The 17,838-nt window shown below is 64.8% G+C and carries 16 protein-coding genes; 7 read left to right on the top strand and 9 right to left on the bottom strand.

Features of this window, described 5'->3' with window-relative positions; genetic code table 11:
• Positions 1-69: 69 nt before the first annotated feature.
• The 3 genes from FB598_RS06160 to FB598_RS06150 all read right to left on the bottom strand — a co-directional run bounded on the left by FB598_RS06160 (position 70) and on the right by FB598_RS06150 (position 3,847).
• A complete protein-coding gene (locus FB598_RS06160; protein WP_141914004.1) occupies positions 70-1,101 on the bottom strand; it encodes a TRAP transporter substrate-binding protein in 1,032 nt (343 codons plus the stop codon).
• Between the two features lie 152 nt (positions 1,102-1,253).
• A complete protein-coding gene (locus FB598_RS06155; protein WP_141914005.1) occupies positions 1,254-2,366 on the bottom strand; it encodes a zinc-binding dehydrogenase in 1,113 nt (370 codons plus the stop codon).
• A gap of 35 nt (positions 2,367-2,401) precedes the next feature.
• A complete protein-coding gene (locus FB598_RS06150; protein ID WP_141914006.1) occupies positions 2,402-3,847 on the bottom strand; it encodes an aldehyde dehydrogenase family protein in 1,446 nt (481 codons plus the stop codon).
• A gap of 213 nt (positions 3,848-4,060) precedes the next feature.
• On the opposite strand from FB598_RS06150, the gene FB598_RS06145 reads away from it, so the two are divergent.
• From FB598_RS06145 to FB598_RS06135, 3 genes are all read left to right on the top strand, one after another.
• Positions 4,061-4,993: a LysR substrate-binding domain-containing protein gene (locus tag FB598_RS06145; protein ID WP_221292208.1), complete on the top strand. Its 933-nt coding sequence runs from the start codon at positions 4,061-4,063 to the stop codon at positions 4,991-4,993.
• A 159-nt stretch (positions 4,994-5,152) separates the two neighbouring features.
• A complete protein-coding gene (locus FB598_RS06140) occupies positions 5,153-6,319 on the top strand; it encodes a CaiB/BaiF CoA-transferase family protein (protein WP_141914007.1) in 1,167 nt (388 codons plus the stop codon).
• Positions 6,316-7,266 (top strand): CoA ester lyase, encoded by a 951-nt coding sequence (locus FB598_RS06135; protein WP_141914008.1) that lies wholly within the window; start codon positions 6,316-6,318, stop codon positions 7,264-7,266. The genes FB598_RS06140 and FB598_RS06135 overlap by 4 nt, the downstream gene beginning before the upstream one ends.
• A 70-nt stretch (positions 7,267-7,336) precedes the next feature.
• On the opposite strand, the gene FB598_RS06130 is transcribed toward FB598_RS06135, so the two are convergent.
• From FB598_RS06130 to FB598_RS06120, 3 genes are all read right to left on the bottom strand, one after another.
• A complete protein-coding gene (locus tag FB598_RS06130) occupies positions 7,337-8,116 on the bottom strand; it encodes an SDR family NAD(P)-dependent oxidoreductase (RefSeq protein ID WP_255515732.1) in 780 nt (259 codons plus the stop codon).
• 233 nt (positions 8,117-8,349) lie between these two features.
• Entirely contained in the window at positions 8,350-10,227 is a 1,878-nt protein-coding gene (locus FB598_RS06125) for a TRAP transporter large permease subunit (protein ID WP_183405697.1), read from the bottom strand.
• Positions 10,224-11,252: a TRAP transporter substrate-binding protein gene (locus FB598_RS06120; protein WP_141914010.1), complete on the bottom strand. Its 1,029-nt coding sequence runs from the start codon at positions 11,250-11,252 to the stop codon at positions 10,224-10,226. The genes FB598_RS06125 and FB598_RS06120 overlap by 4 nt, the downstream gene beginning before the upstream one ends.
• Positions 11,253-11,439: 187 nt before the next feature.
• Here FB598_RS06120 and FB598_RS06115 point away from each other — a divergent pair, with 187 nt between their 5' ends.
• The 4 genes from FB598_RS06115 (at position 11,440) to FB598_RS06100 (ending at position 15,144) form a co-directional block, all read left to right on the top strand.
• Positions 11,440-12,360 (top strand): LysR substrate-binding domain-containing protein, encoded by a 921-nt coding sequence (locus tag FB598_RS06115; protein ID WP_141914011.1) that lies wholly within the window; start codon positions 11,440-11,442, stop codon positions 12,358-12,360.
• A gap of 227 nt (positions 12,361-12,587) precedes the next feature.
• On the top strand, positions 12,588-13,937 hold the full coding sequence (locus FB598_RS06110) for an NAD(P)H-dependent oxidoreductase (RefSeq protein WP_141914012.1): 1,350 nt from the start codon (positions 12,588-12,590) through the stop codon (positions 13,935-13,937).
• A gap of 8 nt (positions 13,938-13,945) precedes the next feature.
• Entirely contained in the window at positions 13,946-14,269 is a 324-nt protein-coding gene (locus FB598_RS06105) for a putative quinol monooxygenase (protein WP_141914013.1), read from the top strand.
• On the top strand, positions 14,266-15,144 hold the full coding sequence (locus FB598_RS06100; protein WP_141914014.1) for an NAD(P)-dependent oxidoreductase: 879 nt from the start codon (positions 14,266-14,268) through the stop codon (positions 15,142-15,144). The genes FB598_RS06105 and FB598_RS06100 overlap by 4 nt, the downstream gene beginning before the upstream one ends.
• 23 nt (positions 15,145-15,167) lie before the next feature.
• Here the strand turns inward: FB598_RS06100 and FB598_RS06095 are convergent, their stop codons facing one another.
• The 3 genes from FB598_RS06095 to FB598_RS06085 all read right to left on the bottom strand — a co-directional run bounded on the left by FB598_RS06095 (position 15,168) and on the right by FB598_RS06085 (position 17,815).
• Positions 15,168-15,389 (bottom strand): TonB-dependent receptor, encoded by a 222-nt coding sequence (locus FB598_RS06095; RefSeq protein WP_141914015.1) that lies wholly within the window; start codon positions 15,387-15,389, stop codon positions 15,168-15,170.
• A gap of 117 nt (positions 15,390-15,506) precedes the next feature.
• Positions 15,507-17,369 carry a dihydroxy-acid dehydratase gene (gene ilvD, locus FB598_RS06090; protein WP_141914016.1) on the bottom strand — a complete coding sequence of 621 codons (1,863 nt, stop codon included), beginning with the start codon at positions 17,367-17,369 and terminating at the stop codon, positions 15,507-15,509.
• A gap of 239 nt (positions 17,370-17,608) precedes the next feature.
• Positions 17,609-17,815, bottom strand: coding sequence for a hypothetical protein (locus tag FB598_RS06085; protein ID WP_141914017.1), 207 nt, complete (start codon positions 17,813-17,815; stop codon positions 17,609-17,611).
• Positions 17,816-17,838: the final 23 nt, after the last annotated feature.

Raw genomic sequence — 17,838 nt, 5'->3', positions numbered from 1 at the left:
AATGCGGCGGCCCGGCAACCACTGCCTCGCCGCCGCGCGCTGCGGCGAACTCTTCAGCGATGGCCGGAGTCATGCCAGCTTCCCTGTGACTTTTTCGAGCAGCGACCATTCTTCATCGCCGAAGGTCTTTTGCATCTCGGCATAGAAACCGCCCTTCTTGAGCACATCGCGGAAGGCATCGATGTTGGGCCGGTTGAAGACCAGGCCTTTCGCCTCCAGGTCCTTTTGCAGCGAAGCATTCAGCCTGGCGACATCTTCGCGCTGCTTCATCGCATGGGCATTGAGATGCCTGGACACCACGTCGCGCACGCTGGAGGGCAACTTCTGCCAGGCGTTGCGGTTGCCCAGGAACCAGAAGCCATCCCACATGTGGCTGGTCATCGAGCAATACTTCTGGACTTCGAACAGCTTGGCCGAATCGATCACCGCCAGTGCATTCTCCTGGCCTTCCACCACCCGGGTCTGCAGCGACGAATACACTTCATTGAAGCTGATCGAAGTGGGCGCCGCCGACAGGGCCCGGAACAAGGAAATCCATACGCGTCCCGGCGGAACGCGGATCTTCATGCCTTTCAGGTCGCCCGGCGTGGCGATCGGCTTGACGCTGCTGGTGATCTGGCGGAAGCCGTTGTCCCAGATCTTGTCCTGCACTTCCAGTCCCGCCTTGTTGATCAGGCCGCGCAGGTGTGCGCCCAGTTCGCCGTCCAGCGCCGAGAACACCTGGTTGTAATCCTTGAAGGCAAAGCCGACGCCCGAAATCGCCGTCTTCGGCACCAGCGCCGACAGTGCGTTCACCCCGGACAAGGTGAAGAACTCCAGCGCGCCTGCGCGCAACTGGGCGAACATGTCGGGATCGCCGCCCAACTGGTTGTTGGGGAACAGGCGGATTTCCATGCGCCCGTCGGTTTCCTTCCTGATGGCATCGGCCGCTTCCTGGATACGCGTATTGAGCGGGTGCGAAGCCGGCAAGTCGGTACCGACCTTGTAGGTGAACTCGGCCGCATGTGCACGGCGAATCCAGGGTGCGCCCATCACGCCGGATGCGGCCAACGCGACGGAACCTGCCCCGGTGATGAGGAATTTGCGGCGATCGAAAGTCATTGCTATCTCCTTGATGTAATTGCCGACCGTTGTCGGCGTTTATGTGCCTGGCGACGGCAAGGCGGTACCCTGCCGCAGCATCGGCTGTCTCCCTACCCTTGGTATGCGTTGGTTCTCTGCCTGGTTCTCTATCGCAGCGCTGCCGGCATCGCTCAGTCGACGGCGATCACGGGCTTGATCTCCTCAAAATTCTTCATGCGCTCCAGCGCCAGGTTGACCTCATCGAGCTTGTAGCGGCCGGTGATCATTTTCTGGAACGGGAAATCGTCCTGGTGCTTTTCCAGGAACTGCAGGGCCAGCGAATAGCTGCGCGCATCGCCCGAGAACGAGCCGATCACCTGCAGGTTCTTCTTGACGATCATCGACGGCTGCATCGTGGTGGCGCCTTCGCCCAACTGGCCGACCACCAGGTAACGGCCGCCCTTGCGGGCCAGCGCCAAGCCTTCATTGAAGGCCGATGGCGCGCCGGTGAACTCCATGACGATGTCGGCGCCCCGCCCTTCGGTGTGCTGCAGCACCAGGTCCAGGCGTTCCTGCGGGGTCGTGCCTTCCACCGGGATGCAGACATCCGCGCCGAACTGGCGCGCCATCTCCAAGCGCGGCGCCGGCGAACCGACCACGATGATCTTGCGGGCGCCGCGGACGCGGGCATTGGCCGTCGCCAGCAGGCCCAGCGGGCCGGCGCCCTGGATCAGCACGGTCTCGGTCGGCTCGATCTCGCCCAGTTGCGAGAAGGCGTTCATCACCGAACGCAGCGCGCAGCTCGACAGGCTGGCCAGCTCATTGGGCACCGAGTCCGGCACGCGCAAGCGGCCGGACTGCGGCAGCACGTAACCGTATTGGGAAAACCCGCCCAGCAAGTAAGGCGACTGCTCGATGTTTTCATACATGTAGGCGCGGCGGTTGATGCATAGCGTCGGCTTGCGCGCAGTGGTGCAGAAATAGCAGCCGCCGCAGGAAGTATGGGTATAGACCACCCGGTCGCCGACCTTCAGCGGCGTGCCGACCGAGTCGGTCTCCACGCCCTTGCCGGCGCGGATCACCCGGCCCACCATTTCATGGCCGATGATCACGGGCAGGTTCACCTTCAGCGACAGGGAGCCCTGCCACAAATGGATATCGGTGCCGCAGATCGAGCACATCTCGATCTTGACCATGGCGGCATTGGGTTCGAGCTCGCGCGGCACAGGCACTTCTTCGATCTTCAGCGGCGCCTTGAATTCGCGCAGCACGGCCGCGCGGGAAAACTCCGGAATGGGTGTCATGCAGTCTGTCTCCTGATGGGATGGCGTTGTTCTGTTCAACCGTGGCGCAGCACGATGGTCTTGGCGACGGTGTATTCCTTGAGCGCTTCCAGGCCCTTTTCGCGGCCGTGCCCGCTGCGCTTGACGCCGCCGAACGGCAGTTCGATGCCGCCGCCGGCGCCGTAGTTGTTGATGAATACCTGGCCGACGCGCAGCTTCTTGGCCACGCGCATCTGGCGCGCGCCGTTCTCGGTCCACAGGCCTGCCACCAGGCCGTATTCGGTGCCGTTGGCGATGGCAATCGCCTCGGCTTCGTCCTCGAACGGAATGGCAGCCAGCACCGGCCCGAACACTTCGTCCTGGGCCAGTTCATGGGTGGTCGGCACCGGGCCGAACAAGGTCGGCGGCACGAAGTAACCCGTCTTCACTACGCTGGCATCCATGCCCCCTTGCGCCAGCACCTTGATGCCGTCTTTTCGCGCGCGGTCGATGAATCCCTTGACCTTGTCGGCCTGGGTGGCGTTGATGACCGGGCCGCATTGCAAGTCGGCCGCCGGCGCGCCGACGCGGATGGCGGCCATCTTTTCGGCCAGCAGCGCCGAGAAGCGGTCGTAGATGGAACGCTGGATCAGCACGCGGCTGCCGGCCGAGCAGGTCTGCCCGGCATTCTGGGTGATGACGCCGACAATCGTCCTGGCGGCCAGTTCTGCATCGACATCGTCGAAGACGATCTGCGGCGATTTCCCGCCCAGCTCCAGCACGCATGGCACGTGGTTCTTCGCCGCCGCGGTCTGGATCAGCGTGCCCACCTCCGGCGAGCCGGTGAAGGACAGGAAATCCACATCCGGATGGTTCGACAAGGCCGCGCCGGCCTCTTCGCCCAGGCCGGTGACGAGGTTGAGCACGCCCGCCGGCAAGCCGGCCTGCGCGGCCAGTTGCGTCAGGCGGATGCAGCTCATGCTGGCGTCTTCGGCCGGCTTGAGAATGGCGGTGTTGCCGGTCGCCAGCGCCGGGCCCAGCGTGCGGCCGAACATCGACGCCGGGTAGTTCCACGGGATGATCAATCCCACCACGCCGCGCGCTTCGCGCTGGACGGTCACCTGGAAACCGTCGAGGAACGGCAGCACGTCGCCCAGTATCTTGTCGCAGGCGCCGGCATAAAACTCGAAGTAGCGTGCCGTGGCCTTGATGTCGGTGCGGGCCTGGCTGATCGGTTTGCCGGTGTCGCGCGCCTCAAGCTGCGCCAGGTCTTCTTCGTTGTCCAGGATCAGTTGCGACAGCCGGGCCAGGATACGGCCGCGCTCGAAGCCTGCCATGCTGCCCCAGGCGCCTGCCAGCGCGCGGCGCGCGGCCTGCACCGCGCGCTCGACTTCGTCCTTGGCGCCGCGCGCAATCGCAGTGAACACTTCACCGTCGGAAGGGTTGCGCACGTCGATGGACGCGCCCGATGCTGCGGCGCTCCAGGCGCCGTTGATGAAGATGGTCTGGGCTTGTGCAGCCATGGTGATGCCTCCTGATGTCTCGATCGTTGTAGTGGTGTTGCGGCGGTATTGGCCATCGTTGCAAGGCGGGGCCTTGCTCCGGTGCTGGAAAAAAGTATAGGGAGTTAAAAGCCCGCGCTACAAATACGAATTGCCAATAGAGGATATAATCCACGCCTATACCAACCGTAAAAACACCGCTTTTCCATCGTTTCTCCATGTGTGGCGCCCGCCATGGAACCTGTAGGAGACAAGTTCGTGGACGTACGACAATTGCGTTACTTCGTGGCCGTCGTCGAAGCCGGCAGCCTTTCCAAGGCCGCGCTGAAGCTGGCCATTTCGCAACCCTCGCTGAGCCAGCAGATCGTCGAAATGGAAGGCGACATGGGTCTTCCATTGCTGTTGCGCAGCTGGTCCGGCGTGCGGCCGACCGAGGCCGGACTGTCAATGTACCGGCATGCAAAAACCATCCTCGGCCAGGTCGAACAGATGCGCGCCGAAGTACGCCGCGGCGAGTACGAACTCTCCGGCCCGGTCGCCATCGGCCTGCCCACCAGCGTCGCCACCGTCATCGCCGTGCCGCTGTTCGACCGCATGCGCAGCAGGTATCCCGGCATCGAACTGCAGATCATCGAGAGCATGAGCGGCAGCCTCTCCGAACTGCTGGCCAACGGCCGGCTGGACATGGCCATCCTGTTCCGCGAGACCGAGACGCGCGGCATCAGCGTCATCCCGCTGTTCAACGAACTGCTCTCCGTGCACGGCGCGGCCTGGATCGGCGATCCGATGGCGCGGTCGCTGCCGCTGTCGATGCTGTCCGGCGTGCCGCTGGTCCTGCCGGGCAAATCCAACGGCTTGCGCCTGCTGGTGGAACGCACGTTTGCCGCCGAACGGCTGGAGCTCAACGTCGTCGCCGATATCGACTCCCTGCCCACCATGCTCTCGCTGGCCCGCCGCGGCAGCGTCGCCACGATCCTGTCCGGCTTCATCACCATCGGCAGCCACGGCGAACTGCCGGCGCGCTATCTGGTGGAGCCGACGCTGGAGCGCTCGGTCGCGCTGTGCCGCCTCAATTCCGTCCCGCAGACCGCCGCATCGCGCGCGGTGCAGGACTGCATCCAGGCGATCGTGGCCGACCTGGCGCCGTCGCTGAAGGTAACGCCCTAACCTCCCTGGCCGGCGGCAGGCGCCCACCACATTGGTTTTGGCTATACCCCCTAGTCAAAAAGAGTATTTCCCGGCGTCTCCTTTTGCGGGCTAAGATTTTTCATCGGCACGACATTCGCCTCGTTACAACGAAAAATCCAACCGTCCTGGAGACCAGACATGCCACTTCCTCTTTCCGGCGTCACCGTGGTGACGCTTGAACAAGCCATTGCCGCACCGATCGCCTCGCGCCACCTGGCCGACTGGGGCGCGCGGGTGATCAAGATCGAGCGTCCGGGCCGGGGCGACTTCTGCCGCGACTACGACACCGCCATGAACGGCATGTCCAGCCAATTCGTCTGGACCAACCGCTCCAAGGAAAGCCTGGCGCTCGACATCAAGAGCCCCGAGGGCAAGCAGGTCCTCGACGCGCTGCTGCCCAAGGCCGATGTGTTCCTGCAAAACCTGGCGCCGGGCGCCGCCGCCAAACTCGGGCTCGACGCGCGCACGCTGGTCAAGCGCTTTCCGGCGCTGATCGCCTGCGACGTTTCCGGCTACGGCAGCGGCGGCCCGTACGGCAAGAAAAAAGCCTATGACCTGCTGGTCCAGTGCGAATCGGGCTTCCTCGCCATCAACGGCACCGAAGAGCAACCGGCCAAATGCGGGCTGGCCATTGCCGATACCGCTACCGGCATGTATGCCCTCAACGGCATCCTCATGGCGCTCTATCATCGCGAACGCACCGGCCAGGGCACCGCCTTCGAAGTCTCGCTGTTCGATTCCATGGCCGAATGGATGAGTTATCCGGCCTTCTACACCAGCGGCACCGGCGCACCGCTCAAGCGCACCGGCATGCGCCACGCCACGATTGCTCCTTACGGCCCGTTCCGCGCCGGCGACGGCCGCAGCATCTTCTTCGGCATCCAGAACGCCCGCGAATGGGAGTCGTTCTGCCAGACGGTGCTGGAAGACCCGTCCGTCGGCACCGATGCCCGCTTTGCCACCAATCCGCAGCGGCTGGTCAACCGCGATGCGCTCGAACAGCTCATCGAAGAACGCTTCGCCCGCTGGAGCAGCGACGAGCTGCTCGCCAGGCTGGACCAGGCCGCCATTGCCAACGCGCGCATGAACACGGTGGAAGAATTCACGCGGCATCCGCAATTGCATGCCCGCAAGCGCACCCGCGAAGTGGACTCGCCCCACGGCCCGCAAACCATGTTCCTGCCCGCCATCACGATCGACGGCCTGGAACCGGCCATGCATCCGGTTCCTGCCGTGGGCCAGCACAACGACGCCATCCTGGGCGAGCTCGGCCTGCAACATTTGCGCCAGCGGAGCGCCGCATGACTCCGGCCAGCTCCGGGCAAACCGTACGCATCGTGCGCACCTTCCTTGCCGTGCCGGCCCATCGGCGACGGCTGGTGGAGTCGGCGGCCCGCTCGCAGGCCGATGCCGTCTTCCTCGACCTGGAAGACGCGGTTCCCGAGTCCGAAAAACAGCAGGCGCTGGACGACGCCTTGCTGGCGCTGCAGGAACTCGACTGGAGCGGCAAGCATGTGGCCGTACGCGTCAATGCCTTTGGCAGCCGTTTCCTGCAAGCCGAAATCGAGACGCTGGCCAAGAAGGCCTCCCGGCTCGACGCCATCATCATCCCCAAGGCCGAACGCTGCGGCGACATCGCCGCCATTGCCGGCTGGCTGGATGCATCCGAAACGGCGCGCGCCCAACCGCTCCAACTGGAACTGCTCATCGAAACCGCGCTCGGCCTGGTGCAAGTCGATGCGCTGGCGCAAAGCCATGCGCGGGTTTCGGCGCTGCACCTTGGCGTCGGCGATTTCGCCGCTTCCATCGGCGCCCGCAGCACGGAGATCGGCAGTTCGCCGGACGGCTACCGGCAAACCGTTGCTGCCGCGGGCAACTACCTGAGCGCGCCGCTCGACCTGTTCGCCTATCCGATGATGCGGCTCCTGGTCGCAGCCCGCGCATTCAACCTGCGCGCCGTCGACGGCCCATGCGGCGCGTACCGGGATGCCACGCTCACCCAGGCCTGGGCCGAGAAAGCGGCGGCGATGGGCTTCGATGGAAAACAGGTCATCCACCCATCGCAAATCGCAGCCACGCGCGATGCGTTCATTCCGGACGCTGCGCAACAGGCATTCGCGCAGCGCGTCGTCGCGGCCATGGAGGATGCCGAACGCAACGGCAAGGGCGCGGTGTCGGTCGACGGCAAGATGGTCGACTACGCCAACGTCCGCATGGCGCAACGCATCCTGCGCCTCGCCGGCCACTCCTGACTGCTGATTCATCACTGCGCACCGGAGCCATCGAAAACGGCGCCGGTGCGCCAACCTTTGCAAACAGGCCTCAGATGGAACCGGCGCCATGCGCCAGGAACCCGCCATCCACCGGCAGCACGATGCCGTTCACATACGAAGCGCCATCCGAGGCGAGATAGGTCACGGCCGAAGCGATCTCGGCCGTCGTGCCGTAACGTTTCATCGGGATGGCGCGCGTATATTCTTCGCGGAATTTATCGGTATGCAGGACCCGCGTCATCGGCGTATCGACCGGCCCCGGCGCCACCGCATTGACGGTGATGCCGTGCGGGCAGAGCTCGACCGCCATCTGGCGCGTCAATGCGATCACCGCGCCCTTGGAAGTGCCATAGGCCGTGCGGCCGCTGCCCACGGCGCGCATGCCGGCCACCGAGGCGATGTTGACGATGCGGCCCCAATGCTTGGGGATCATCAGGCGCGCCGCGTGCTGGCCGCACAGCATGCTGCCGGTGACGTTGACGTTCATGGTCGATTGGAAGATGTCGAGCGGGTATTCGACAAAAGGCAAGACCTTGGCGATGCCGGCGCTGTTGACCAGCACGTCGCAGCGCCCGAACTCCTGGCCGATCTGGCTGAAGCCGGCGGCGATCGATTGCGCGTCGGCCACGTTCATCTGCAGCGCCGATGCCGCATGGCCCTGGCCCTGGAAGCGTGCAGCGGTGGCTTGCGCCGCCGCCAGATCCAGGTCCGCAATGACGATGTGATAGCCGGCTGCCGCCAGCTGCTCGCCCACTTCGGCGCCGATGCCGGCCGCGCCTCCGGTGATTACTGCTACCCTGCCGTTGCTCTTGCGTTGCGTCTCTTCCACGTTGTCTCCTGTCCCAATTTTTTCGCTGCGGCGCCGGATCGACCGTGCCGAAGCATGCATGATTGGAGCAGATTATGAGAGACGGAAAACGCCGGCTCAATGGATATTAAAGCCGCGCCCTGTGAGAAAAAGTCACTGCAGCCGATGCCGCCGCCCGAGCGCGTATCGGCAAGGCCGGCGCGGCCACAGTCCGCGCCGGCCGCGCTTGCAGCCTGCTGCCCGGCAATCGCGATTCAGAGGAAGCAGGTTGAAATCGCGGGAATGAATGTAATGGCCACCAACCCCGCCAGTAACACGCCCAGATACAGCCAGATGCGCTTGAGCGCGGTCTCCGGCGGCACCTGCCCGATGATGCAGGCGGCGTAGTAGCACAGGCCGAATGGCGGCGCGAACACGCCCAAACCCATGGCCAGGATCACCACCATCGCGTAGTGGATTTCATGGATGCCGAGCTGGTGCGCGACCGGAAACAGCAAGGGCGCAAACAGCACGATGGCGGGAATCCCCTCCAGCACGCTGCCCAGCACGATGAACGCCACGATCGACACCAGCAGGAAGCCGGTGGTGCCGCCCGGCACATGGGTCATCATGGCGGCCAGGTCGTGCGAGAAGCCCGATTGCGTCAGCGCCCATCCCATCGCACTGGCGGCGCCGACGATGAACAGGATCGCGCCCGACAAGGCGGCGGTCTGCACCAGGATCGGCATGCCCATGCTCCACTTCAGGCTGCCCCGATAAATCAGCAGGCCGACAATGAGCGAATAGGCGATGCCGATGGTCGAGACCTCGGTCGCCGTCGCCACGCCTTCGACCACGGCGGTGCGGATCACGAACGGCAGCAGCAATGCCGGCAGCGCGATGGCGAAGGTGCGCAGCACGTACTTGGCGGGAGCGCGCGCGGTTTCCACATGGTCGCTGCCGGCGCGCCACCAGGCCACGACCGCCAGCACCACGGCCAGCACGATCGCCGGCAGGATGCCGGCGGTAAACAGCGCCGCGATCGAGATGCCGGTCACCGAGGCGATTGCGATCAGCACCAGCGAGGGCGGGATGGTTTCGCTCATCGCGCCGGAGGCGGCCAGCAGCGAAATCAATTCGCTGTCCTGCATGCCGCGCTTGCGCATTTCGGGAAACAGCACCGGCGCCACGGCGGCCATGTCGGCGGTCTTCGATCCGGAGATGCCCGACACCAGCAACATCGCCCCCAGCAGCACATACGACATGCCGCCGCGCACGTGGCCCACCAGCGAGGCCAGGAATTCGACCATCACGCGCGCCAGGCCGGTGGCATGCACCAGTTGGCCCAGCAGCACGAACATCGGCACGGCCAGCAGGATCAGGCTGCTCATGCCCTCGTCCATGCGCCCGACCACGATCACCAGCGGGGTCGAGGTAGTGCACAGCAAGTAGGCGCTGGTGGCGATGGCAAAGGCGAAGGCGATCGGCGCGCCGGCCATCACCGCCACGCCCAGCATGCCAAGGAAGAACACCGGCAGCGCCTGCTGCCCCATCGCCGCCAGCATCGGCGCGGCCAGGTAGCAGCCGCCGGCGACCAGCGCCAGCAGCGCCGCCACGCTGGCCACGTCGCGCTTGCCATGCTGCAGCAGGCGCAGCACGCAACTGGCGAGCGCGACCACGAAGCCGGCCGGCAAGGCCAGCGCGCGCACCATGCCGCTCCATCCCAGCGCCGGCGTTTCGACGAAACCCTGGTCTTCCACATAATCGAAGCTGGGGTGCAGCACCAGCGCCAGCAGCACCAGCGTGACGCCGATGGCCAGCGTTTCGGCCCATACCTGGGCGCGCGGCGGCAGCTTGGAGATGAAGAAGGTCAGCCGCATGTGGCAATTCTTCTGCACCGCCAGCGCCGCGCCCAGCATGGCCAGCCACAGGAACAGGATCGAGGCCAGCTCGTCGCTCCACACCAGCGAACTGTGCAGCACCGAGCGCGCGACGATGCCGGCCATCAGGATCGCCACCTCGGCCACCAGCACAACCGCCGCCAGCGTCTCCACCGACTTCTGCAACCAGTGCTGGCAGGCGTCGATCAGGCTGCGCGGGGCATCGTGCGTTCCCATCGCCGCGCCCGGCTGCATGCTGTGCACGGCACTCATGTCATCTTCCCGACGACCGATTCCAGCGCGGCCCACGGCGCGGCGCCGAACTTGTCTTTCCATTCCTTGTAGAACCCGGCGTCGGCCAGCGCCTTGCGGAAGGCGTCGCGATTGGCGCTGTCGAAGACGATGCCCTTCCTGGTGAGTTGCTCCTTGAGCGAGACGTTGAGCTGTTCGACATCGCCGCGCTGCTCGACGCTGGCGCGGTCGAATTCGCGGCGCACGATCGCCTTGAGGTCGTCCGGCAGATTGTTGAACGCGCGGCGGTTGCCCAGCAGCCAGAACGGGTCCCAGATGTGGTTGGTCTGGCTGATGTATTTCTGCACTTCATACAGCTTGCCGGCATCGATGGCGACCAAGCCGTTTTCCTGGCCGTCCACCAGCTTGGTTTGCAGCGCCGTGTACAGCTCGTTGAAGTTGATCGAGGTCGGGTTGGCGCCGAGCGCCTTGAACAGAGAGGTGAACATGGGCGACACCGGCACGCGGATGCGGTAGCCCTGCAGGTCGGCCGGGGCCTTGATCGGCTTGGAAGTCGACGATATCTGGCGGAAGCTGTTGTCGGCGGCCTTGGAGACCGACACGATGCCGCTCTTGTCGATCTGCGCGCGGATGATCTTGCCCAGTTCGCCATCCACGCTGGACCACACTTGCTGGTAATCGGAATAGGTGAAGCCGACATTGGTGATGGCCGCCAGCGGCACCACGGTCGACAGCACCGAGCCGGCGATGTTGAGGAACTCGACGCCGCCGGTGCGCACCTGGGTCAGCAGGTCGGTATCGGAACCCAACTGGCTGGCCGGGAAGAAACGGATGTCGAGCCGGCCCGAGCTGGCTTCGCGGATACGCTCGGTGGCCTGCTTCAAGCGGGCGTTGATCGGCTGGTCGAGCGACTGGCCGGTGGCCAGCTTGTAGTTGAATTCGGCGGCGCGCGCCGGTTTGCTCCAGATCGTCACCAGCGGCAGGGCCGCGGCGGCGGCCAGGACGGAGCGGCGCGACACGCCGCGCGGCGGGTTGGTTTTGCTCATGCTGTGTCTCCAGTTTTTATGTGTCGGAGGAGTGCCGCCTGCCGGTTGCAGCGGGCTGGCGACCATGTCCTGATAGTGCAGCTCTGTGGCTGCTACGGTGCATTCGAGCTTGAATTTAAAAGGTTTATTGGTGAAGTACAATTAATTTATTTTTCATTAATCTTTAGAAAATTTAAAGGGTTAGCGTATGTATCTGCCGCTTCGCGCCATCAGCGTATTCCACGCCGCCGCCCGCTCCGGCAGCATTTCGGCGGCCGCCGACGAACTCAATGTGACGCCCTCGGCCGTCAGCCAGCAGATCCAGGCGCTGGAGACGCACCTGGGCACATCCCTGATGGTGAAAGTGGGGCGCGGCGTGGCGCTGACCGAGGCGGGGGAGCGCTACTTCTCCTTGATCGCCGAAGAGATCGACCGCATCTCCGAGGCCACCCAAAGCATCCGCGGCCTGCGGCCGGTCACCCTGTTGACGGTGCGCGCCACGCCCACGCTGTCGAGTAAGTGGCTGCTGCCGCGCCTGAAGGGTTTTCTGGACGCCAATCCCGACCTCGAAGTGCGCCTCAACGGCACCAACGAGGTCACCGATTTCACGCGTGAAACGGTGGATGTGGAAATCCGCCACGGCCGCGGCCAATGGCCGGGGCTCTACACCGAAGGGCTGACCGAAGAACTGTTCTTCCCCGTGTGCCACCCCGGCTACGCCGCGCCCGGCAGCCTGAACGCGGAAGACCTGGCGCAGCACCGCCTGATCCAGTCGGTGAAGTCGCAGGTGCAATGGCCCTACTGGTTTTCGCTCAACAAGCTCAGTGCGCCGAACCAGATGCGGCGCGTGCTGTTCGACCGCAGCCACATGGCCATCGACGCGGCCGCCGACGGCATCGGCCTGGCGCTGGAGAGTTCGCTCATGATGTGGCGCGAGCTGCGCGAGGGCACGCTGGTTTGCCCATTGCGCCACCCGCCGCGGGTGGCGCAGACCACGCAGTGGGTGGTGTGCCCGGTGGACAGCCTGCGCAAGAAGAAGGTCAGCCTGTTCCTGGACTGGCTCAAAGAAGAAGTGAAGCAGTGGCAGGCGCAGCAATTCATCCCGCCCGGCATGCCCGGCGGCAAATAATTAGAAAAACTAAGCATTCCTATCGTAAATGTTAATTGTTTTAACAAGATGCGCTGATTAAACTTTTTTGCACGGGTTGGCTGCGCGCTCGCTTCACACCGCAGCCGCCCCGCAAAAAGGAGACACGGCAAGGAACCCATCCCTGCCGCTTTGACGAGTCAGTCGCATCCGGCGCCCGCATGACGCTTCACGCATCGGGCCGCCGCACATTACGAGAAGGAATTGACATGAATTTGTACAGCTTGCTGCGCGAGCGCGCGGCCGCCGGCCGCCCGGTGCGCGTCGGCCTGATCGGCGCCGGTAAGTTCGGCTCCATGGTGTTGGCCCAGGCGCAGCATATCGAAGGCATGCACGTGGTCGGCGTGGCCGACCTCAACGTCGAAAAGACGCATGCCGCGCTCAACCGCGTGGGCTGGCCCAAGGAACGCTACGCCGCCAAGAGCCTGGGCGAAGCCGTCAAGAACGGCACCACCTGCGTGCTGGAAAACGCCGCCGCGCTGGCCGACTGCGAAGAGATCGAATGCATCATCGAAGCCACCGGCCATCCGATCGCCGGCGTGCGCCATGCGCTCTCGGCCATCGACGGCAACAAGCACGTGGTGATGGTCAACGTCGAAGCCGACGCCATGTGCGGCCCGCTGCTGGCGGCGCGCGCCAAGGCCAAGGGATTGGTCTACAGCATGGCCTATGGCGACCAGCCGGCCATCATCTGCGAACTGGTGGACTGGGCGCGCTCGTGCGGCTTCGAACTGGTCTCGGCCGGCAAGGGCATGAACTTCGAGCCGCGCTACCGCTACTCGACGCCGGATACCGTCTGGGGCTATTTCGGCTGGACCGATGAAGAAGTGGCCAAGGGCGACTTCAATCCCAAGATGTACAACTCTTTCACCGACGGCACCAAGGCCGCGATCGAAATGGCGGCGGTGGCCAACGGCACCGGCCTGGATTGCCCGGATGACGGCCTGGCGTTTCCGCCGACCGGACTGCATGACCTGGCCGGCGTGTTCAAGCCCGCATCCGAAGGCGGCCGCCTGCCGCGCGCCGGCCTGGTCGACATCGCCGCCAGCCAGGAGCCCGACGGCCGCGAAGTGTTCAACAACATCCGCTACGGCGTGTTCGTCACCTTCAAGGCGCCGACCGAATATGCGCGCGCCTGCTTCAAGCAATACGGTCTGCTGGTGGACAAGTCGGGCTGGTACGGCTCGATGTGGCGCCCGTTCCACATGATCGGCCTGGAAACCAGCATCAGCGTGCTGTCGGCCGTGCTGCGCGGCGAATCGACCGGCTGCTCCAAGGAGTTCCGCGGCGATGCCGTGGCCACCGCCAAGCGCGACCTGAAGCCGGGCGAATTCCTCGACGGCGAAGGCGGCTACGCGGTCTGGGCCAACGCCATTCCCGCGACCAAAAGCCTGGCCCACGGCGCCTTGCCGATCGGCCTGGCGCATAACGTCAAGCTCAAGCGCGCCGTCGCCAAGGACACCGTGGTGCGCTTCGAGGACGTGGAACTGCTCAACGACCTGGATGTGGTGGCGCTGCGCCGCGAGATGGAAAACCAGGCGCGCGGCAACGTCCGCTAGGGGTGCGCATGGCAAACGCAGACGCATTTGCCGTCATCGCGGAGTTCGAGGTAAAGCCGGCCTGCATGGCGGCTTTTCTCGCGCTGGCGCATGACGATGCCCATCATTCCGTCAATAGCGAAGCGGGTTGCCAACGCTTCGATGTAGTGCGGCTCGACGGCACCAACCACGTGCTGTTCTACGAGCTGTACGACGACCGGCGCGCCTTCGACCTGCATCTCGACACGCCCCATCTCAAACGCTTCCAGGCCGGTTTCCCGGCACTGGTGGTGCGCGAGCTGCCGGTGCGCTTCGGCCAGATGCACCGGCACTGGGAAGGAAGCCCCGCATGAAGACCATCGGCTTCATCGGCACCGGCATCATGGGCTTGCCCATGGCCGGCCACCTGCTGCGCGCCGGGCTGGCGGTCAAGGCCTGGAACCGTACGCTGGCCAAGGCCGCGCCGCTGGCAACACTGGGCGCGCAGCTGGTGCCCGCCGCAGCGGACACGGTACGCGATGCCGATGCCCTGGTCTGCATGCTCAGTTCCGGCCCGGCTTGCGACGAGCTGCTGCTGGGCGAACAAGGGCTGATCATCGCGATGAAGCCGGGCGCGCTGCTGGTGGTGATGAGTTCCATCCCGGTGGAGACGGCGCGGCGGCAGGCGGCCACGGCCGGCGAACATGGCGTGCTCTATGTGGATGCGCCGGTCTCGGGCGGGGAAAAGGGCGCCAGGGAAGCCACGCTGGCCATCATGGCCGGCGGCGCCGCACCGGCCTGGGACGCCGCGCAGCCGTTGCTGGCGCTGATGGGCCGGCCCACGCATGTCGGCCCGGCAGGCTGCGGGCAGCTCGCCAAGCTGGTGAACCAGATGATGGTGGCAGCCAATATCGCCAGCGTCTCTGAAGCCATGCTGCTGGCCGAACATGGCGGCGCCGACGTCGCCAAGGTGCGCGAGGCGCTGCTGGGCGGCTTCGCCGATTCGACCATCCTGCGCCAACATGCGCTGCGCATGATCGCCTCGGACTTCACGCCCGGCGGACCGGCCAAGTACCAACTCAAGGACACCCGCACCGCCATCGCCTTCGCGCACAGCGTGGGCTTGTCGCTGCCGATGCTCAACCAGGCCGACCGCCTGTTCGCCGACATGATCGAGCACGGCGACGGCGAGCTGGACCATAGCGGCCTCATCCGGGAACTGCGACGAAGACAAGGCTTGCCGGCCTAGCCGCTCATTCGCATCGACGCGCCTTACCAGCGGTAACGCGCCGTCGCCAGCACCTGCCGGCTGTTGCCATAGATGCAGCGCCCATCGTAATAGCAGCCAGTGACATAGTCGCGGTTGAACAGGTTGCTGCCGGTCAGCGACAGGCGCCAGCTCGGCAAGTCGTAGTGGAGCGCGGCATCGAACAAGGCGTAGCCCGGAATGCTCAGCGGCCAACCGGTAGTAGTCGAACTTGGCCAGGACCGCAATACATCGCCGCCACGAAAAAAAACCCGCCTCGAACTTCAGGCGGGTTTCTTCCGGCGCTCACGCTTGCATCAGCATTTGCATCAGCATTTGCATCAGCATTTGCATTAGCGTTTGCATCAGCGCTTAAGCTGCGACAGGTCGCGCACCGCGCCGCGGTCGGCCGAGGTGGTCAGCGCGGCATAGGCTTGCAATGCCTGCGACACCACGCGTTCGCGGTTGCCCGGTTGCCATGCCTTGTCGCCCCGCGCTTCCATGGCGGCGCGGCGCTTGGCCAGGTCGTCGCCGGAGATGCGCAGGTTGATGGTGCGGTTGGGGATGTCGATGTCGATCATGTCGCCTTCTTCCACCAGGCCGATGGCGCCGCCTTCGGCCGCTTCCGGCGAAGCGTGGCCGATCACCAGGCCCGAGGAGCCGCCGGAGAAACGGCCGTCGGTGAACAGCGCGCAGGCCTTGCCCAGGCCCTTGGACTTGATGTACGAGGTCGGGTACAGCATTTCCTGCATGCCCGGACCGCCCTTGGGGCCTTCGTAGCGCACGATGACAACGTCGCCGGCATGCACCTTGTCGCCCAGGATGCCTTCCACGGCGGCCTCCTGGCTTTCGAACACGCGCGCGGTGCCGGAGAACTTGAGGATGCTTTCATCCACGCCGGCGGTCTTCACGATGCAGCCCTTCTCGGCGATGTTGCCGTACAGGACCGCCAGGCCGCCGTCCTTCGAGTAAGCGTGCTCGATGTCGCGGATGCAGCCGTTGGCGCGGTCCAGGTCGCTGGTCTCGAAACGCTCTTCCTGCGAGAACGCGGTTTGCGTGGGCACGCCGCCGGGCGCGGCGCGGAACAGCTTGTGCACGGCCGGGTCGCTGGTGACGCGGATGTCGTATTTCTCGATGGCCTCCCCCAGGGTCTTGCTGTGCACGGTGGGACGCGAAGTGTCCAGCAGGCCGGCGCGCGCCAGCTCGCCCAGGATGGCGATGATGCCGCCGGCGCGATGCACGTCTTCGATGTGGTACTTGTTGGTCATCGGCGCGACCTTGCACAGGCAGGGCACCTTGCGCGAGATGCGGTCGATGTCGGCCATGGTGAATTCGACCTTGGCTTCATGCGCGGCGGCCAGGAGGTGCAGCACGGTGTTGGTGGAGCCGCCCATGGACACGTCCAGGGTCATGGCGTTTTCCCAGGTTTCCTTGGTGGCGATGTTGCGCGGCAGGATGGAGTAGTCGTCCTGCTCGTAGTGGCGCTTGGCCAGTTCCACGATCTGACGGCCGGCGCGCAGGAACAGTTCCTTGCGGTCGGCGTGGGTGGCCAGGATGGTGCCGTTGCCCGGCAGCGACAGGCCCAGCACTTCGGTCAGGCAGTTCATCGAGTTGGCGGTGAACATGCCGGAGCAGGAACCGCAGGTCGGACAGGCCGAGCGTTCGACTTCGGCCACGTCGGCGTCGGAGATGTTCTGGTCGCCGGCCTGGATCATGGCGTCGACCAGATCCAGCTTGATGATCTTCTTGTCAGTGTTGACGGTCTTGATAACCTTGCCGGCTTCCATCGGGCCGCCGGAGACGAAGATCACGGGGATGTTCAGGCGCATGGCGGCCATCAGCATGCCCGGGGTGATCTTGTCGCAGTTGGAGATGCACACCATGGCGTCGGCGCAGTGGGCGTTGACCATGTATTCCACCGAGTCGGCGATCAGGTCGCGCGAGGGCAGCGAGTACAGCATGCCGTCATGGCCCATGGCGATGCCGTCGTCGACGGCGATGGTGTTGAATTCTTTCGCTACGCCGCCGGCCGCCTCGATCTCGCGCGCCACCAGCTGGCCCAGGTCCTTCAGGTGCACGTGGCCCGGCACGAACTGGGTGAACGAGTTGACCACGGCGATGATGGGCTTGGAGAAATCGCCATCCTTCATGCCGGTGGCGCGCCACAATGCGCGGGCGCCCGCCATGTTGCGGCCTTGGGTGGTGGTATAGGAACGGTAGGTAGGCATGTTGGGTGTCTCCTCAGAGCTGCGAACGAAAAGGAGCACTAGGGTGCCGTGGGCGGCCCCAGTTGTCCAATATATTATTCAATGCCCTGTGATTCGCTCGGGATATTACTAAGGCCAATTAACAACAGGCCCCAAGAAAGCCGCCAGGAAGGGCATTGCCCTTCCTGGCGCGGCCGCAACAGCTGCTTGTCAGGGTTGCGTTTCGGGATACGGCCATCGCCGGCAATGGCCGATGGCGTTCATTTGCGCACCGCAGCGTCGATTGCGCTGACGATGGCGATGGCCTTTTCGATCACTTCTGCCTGGCTGGCAACCTGCATGCTGACTTTCAGCGCATGCAGCTGTTCCCGGGTTTCCTTGCTGACCGGCACGTTGATGAAACCGTCCGGATCACGGATGAAGCCGGGATCCTGCCTGCTTCCCTGGGTGATGGATTTTCTGGCCACGTCGGACTCCTCGCTGTTGGAAA

Origin of the sequence: Herbaspirillum sp. SJZ106, assembly GCF_006715495.1 — a bacterium.
Classification (GTDB): domain Bacteria; phylum Pseudomonadota; class Gammaproteobacteria; order Burkholderiales; family Burkholderiaceae_D; genus Herbaspirillum.
This window is presented reverse-complemented; position numbering and strand designations above follow the sequence as displayed.

Bases quoted from the DNA above. Each gene is read 5' to 3' on its own strand.
- FB598_RS06115 (WP_141914011.1), top strand. From the start codon at position 11,440: ATGTATCTGCCGCTTCGCGCCATCAGCGTATTCCACGCCGCCGCCCGC.
- FB598_RS06150 (WP_141914006.1), bottom strand. From the start codon at position 3,847: ATGGCTGCACAAGCCCAGACCATCTTCATCAACGGCGCCTGGAGCGCC.
- FB598_RS06145 (WP_221292208.1), top strand. From the start codon at position 4,061: ATGGAACCTGTAGGAGACAAGTTCGTGGACGTACGACAATTGCGTTAC.
- FB598_RS06105 (WP_141914013.1), top strand. From the start codon at position 13,946: ATGGCAAACGCAGACGCATTTGCCGTCATCGCGGAGTTCGAGGTAAAG.
- FB598_RS06100 (WP_141914014.1), top strand. From the start codon at position 14,266: ATGAAGACCATCGGCTTCATCGGCACCGGCATCATGGGCTTGCCCATG.
- ilvD (WP_141914016.1), bottom strand. From the start codon at position 17,369: ATGCCTACCTACCGTTCCTATACCACCACCCAAGGCCGCAACATGGCG.
- FB598_RS06155 (WP_141914005.1), bottom strand. From the start codon at position 2,366: ATGACACCCATTCCGGAGTTTTCCCGCGCGGCCGTGCTGCGCGAATTC.
- FB598_RS06125 (WP_183405697.1), bottom strand. From the start codon at position 10,227: ATGAGTGCCGTGCACAGCATGCAGCCGGGCGCGGCGATGGGAACGCAC.
- FB598_RS06135 (WP_141914008.1), top strand. From the start codon at position 6,316: ATGACTCCGGCCAGCTCCGGGCAAACCGTACGCATCGTGCGCACCTTC.
- FB598_RS06140 (WP_141914007.1), top strand. From the start codon at position 5,153: ATGCCACTTCCTCTTTCCGGCGTCACCGTGGTGACGCTTGAACAAGCC.
- FB598_RS06160 (WP_141914004.1), bottom strand. From the start codon at position 1,101: ATGACTTTCGATCGCCGCAAATTCCTCATCACCGGGGCAGGTTCCGTC.
- FB598_RS06120 (WP_141914010.1), bottom strand. From the start codon at position 11,252: ATGAGCAAAACCAACCCGCCGCGCGGCGTGTCGCGCCGCTCCGTCCTG.
- FB598_RS06110 (WP_141914012.1), top strand. From the start codon at position 12,588: ATGAATTTGTACAGCTTGCTGCGCGAGCGCGCGGCCGCCGGCCGCCCG.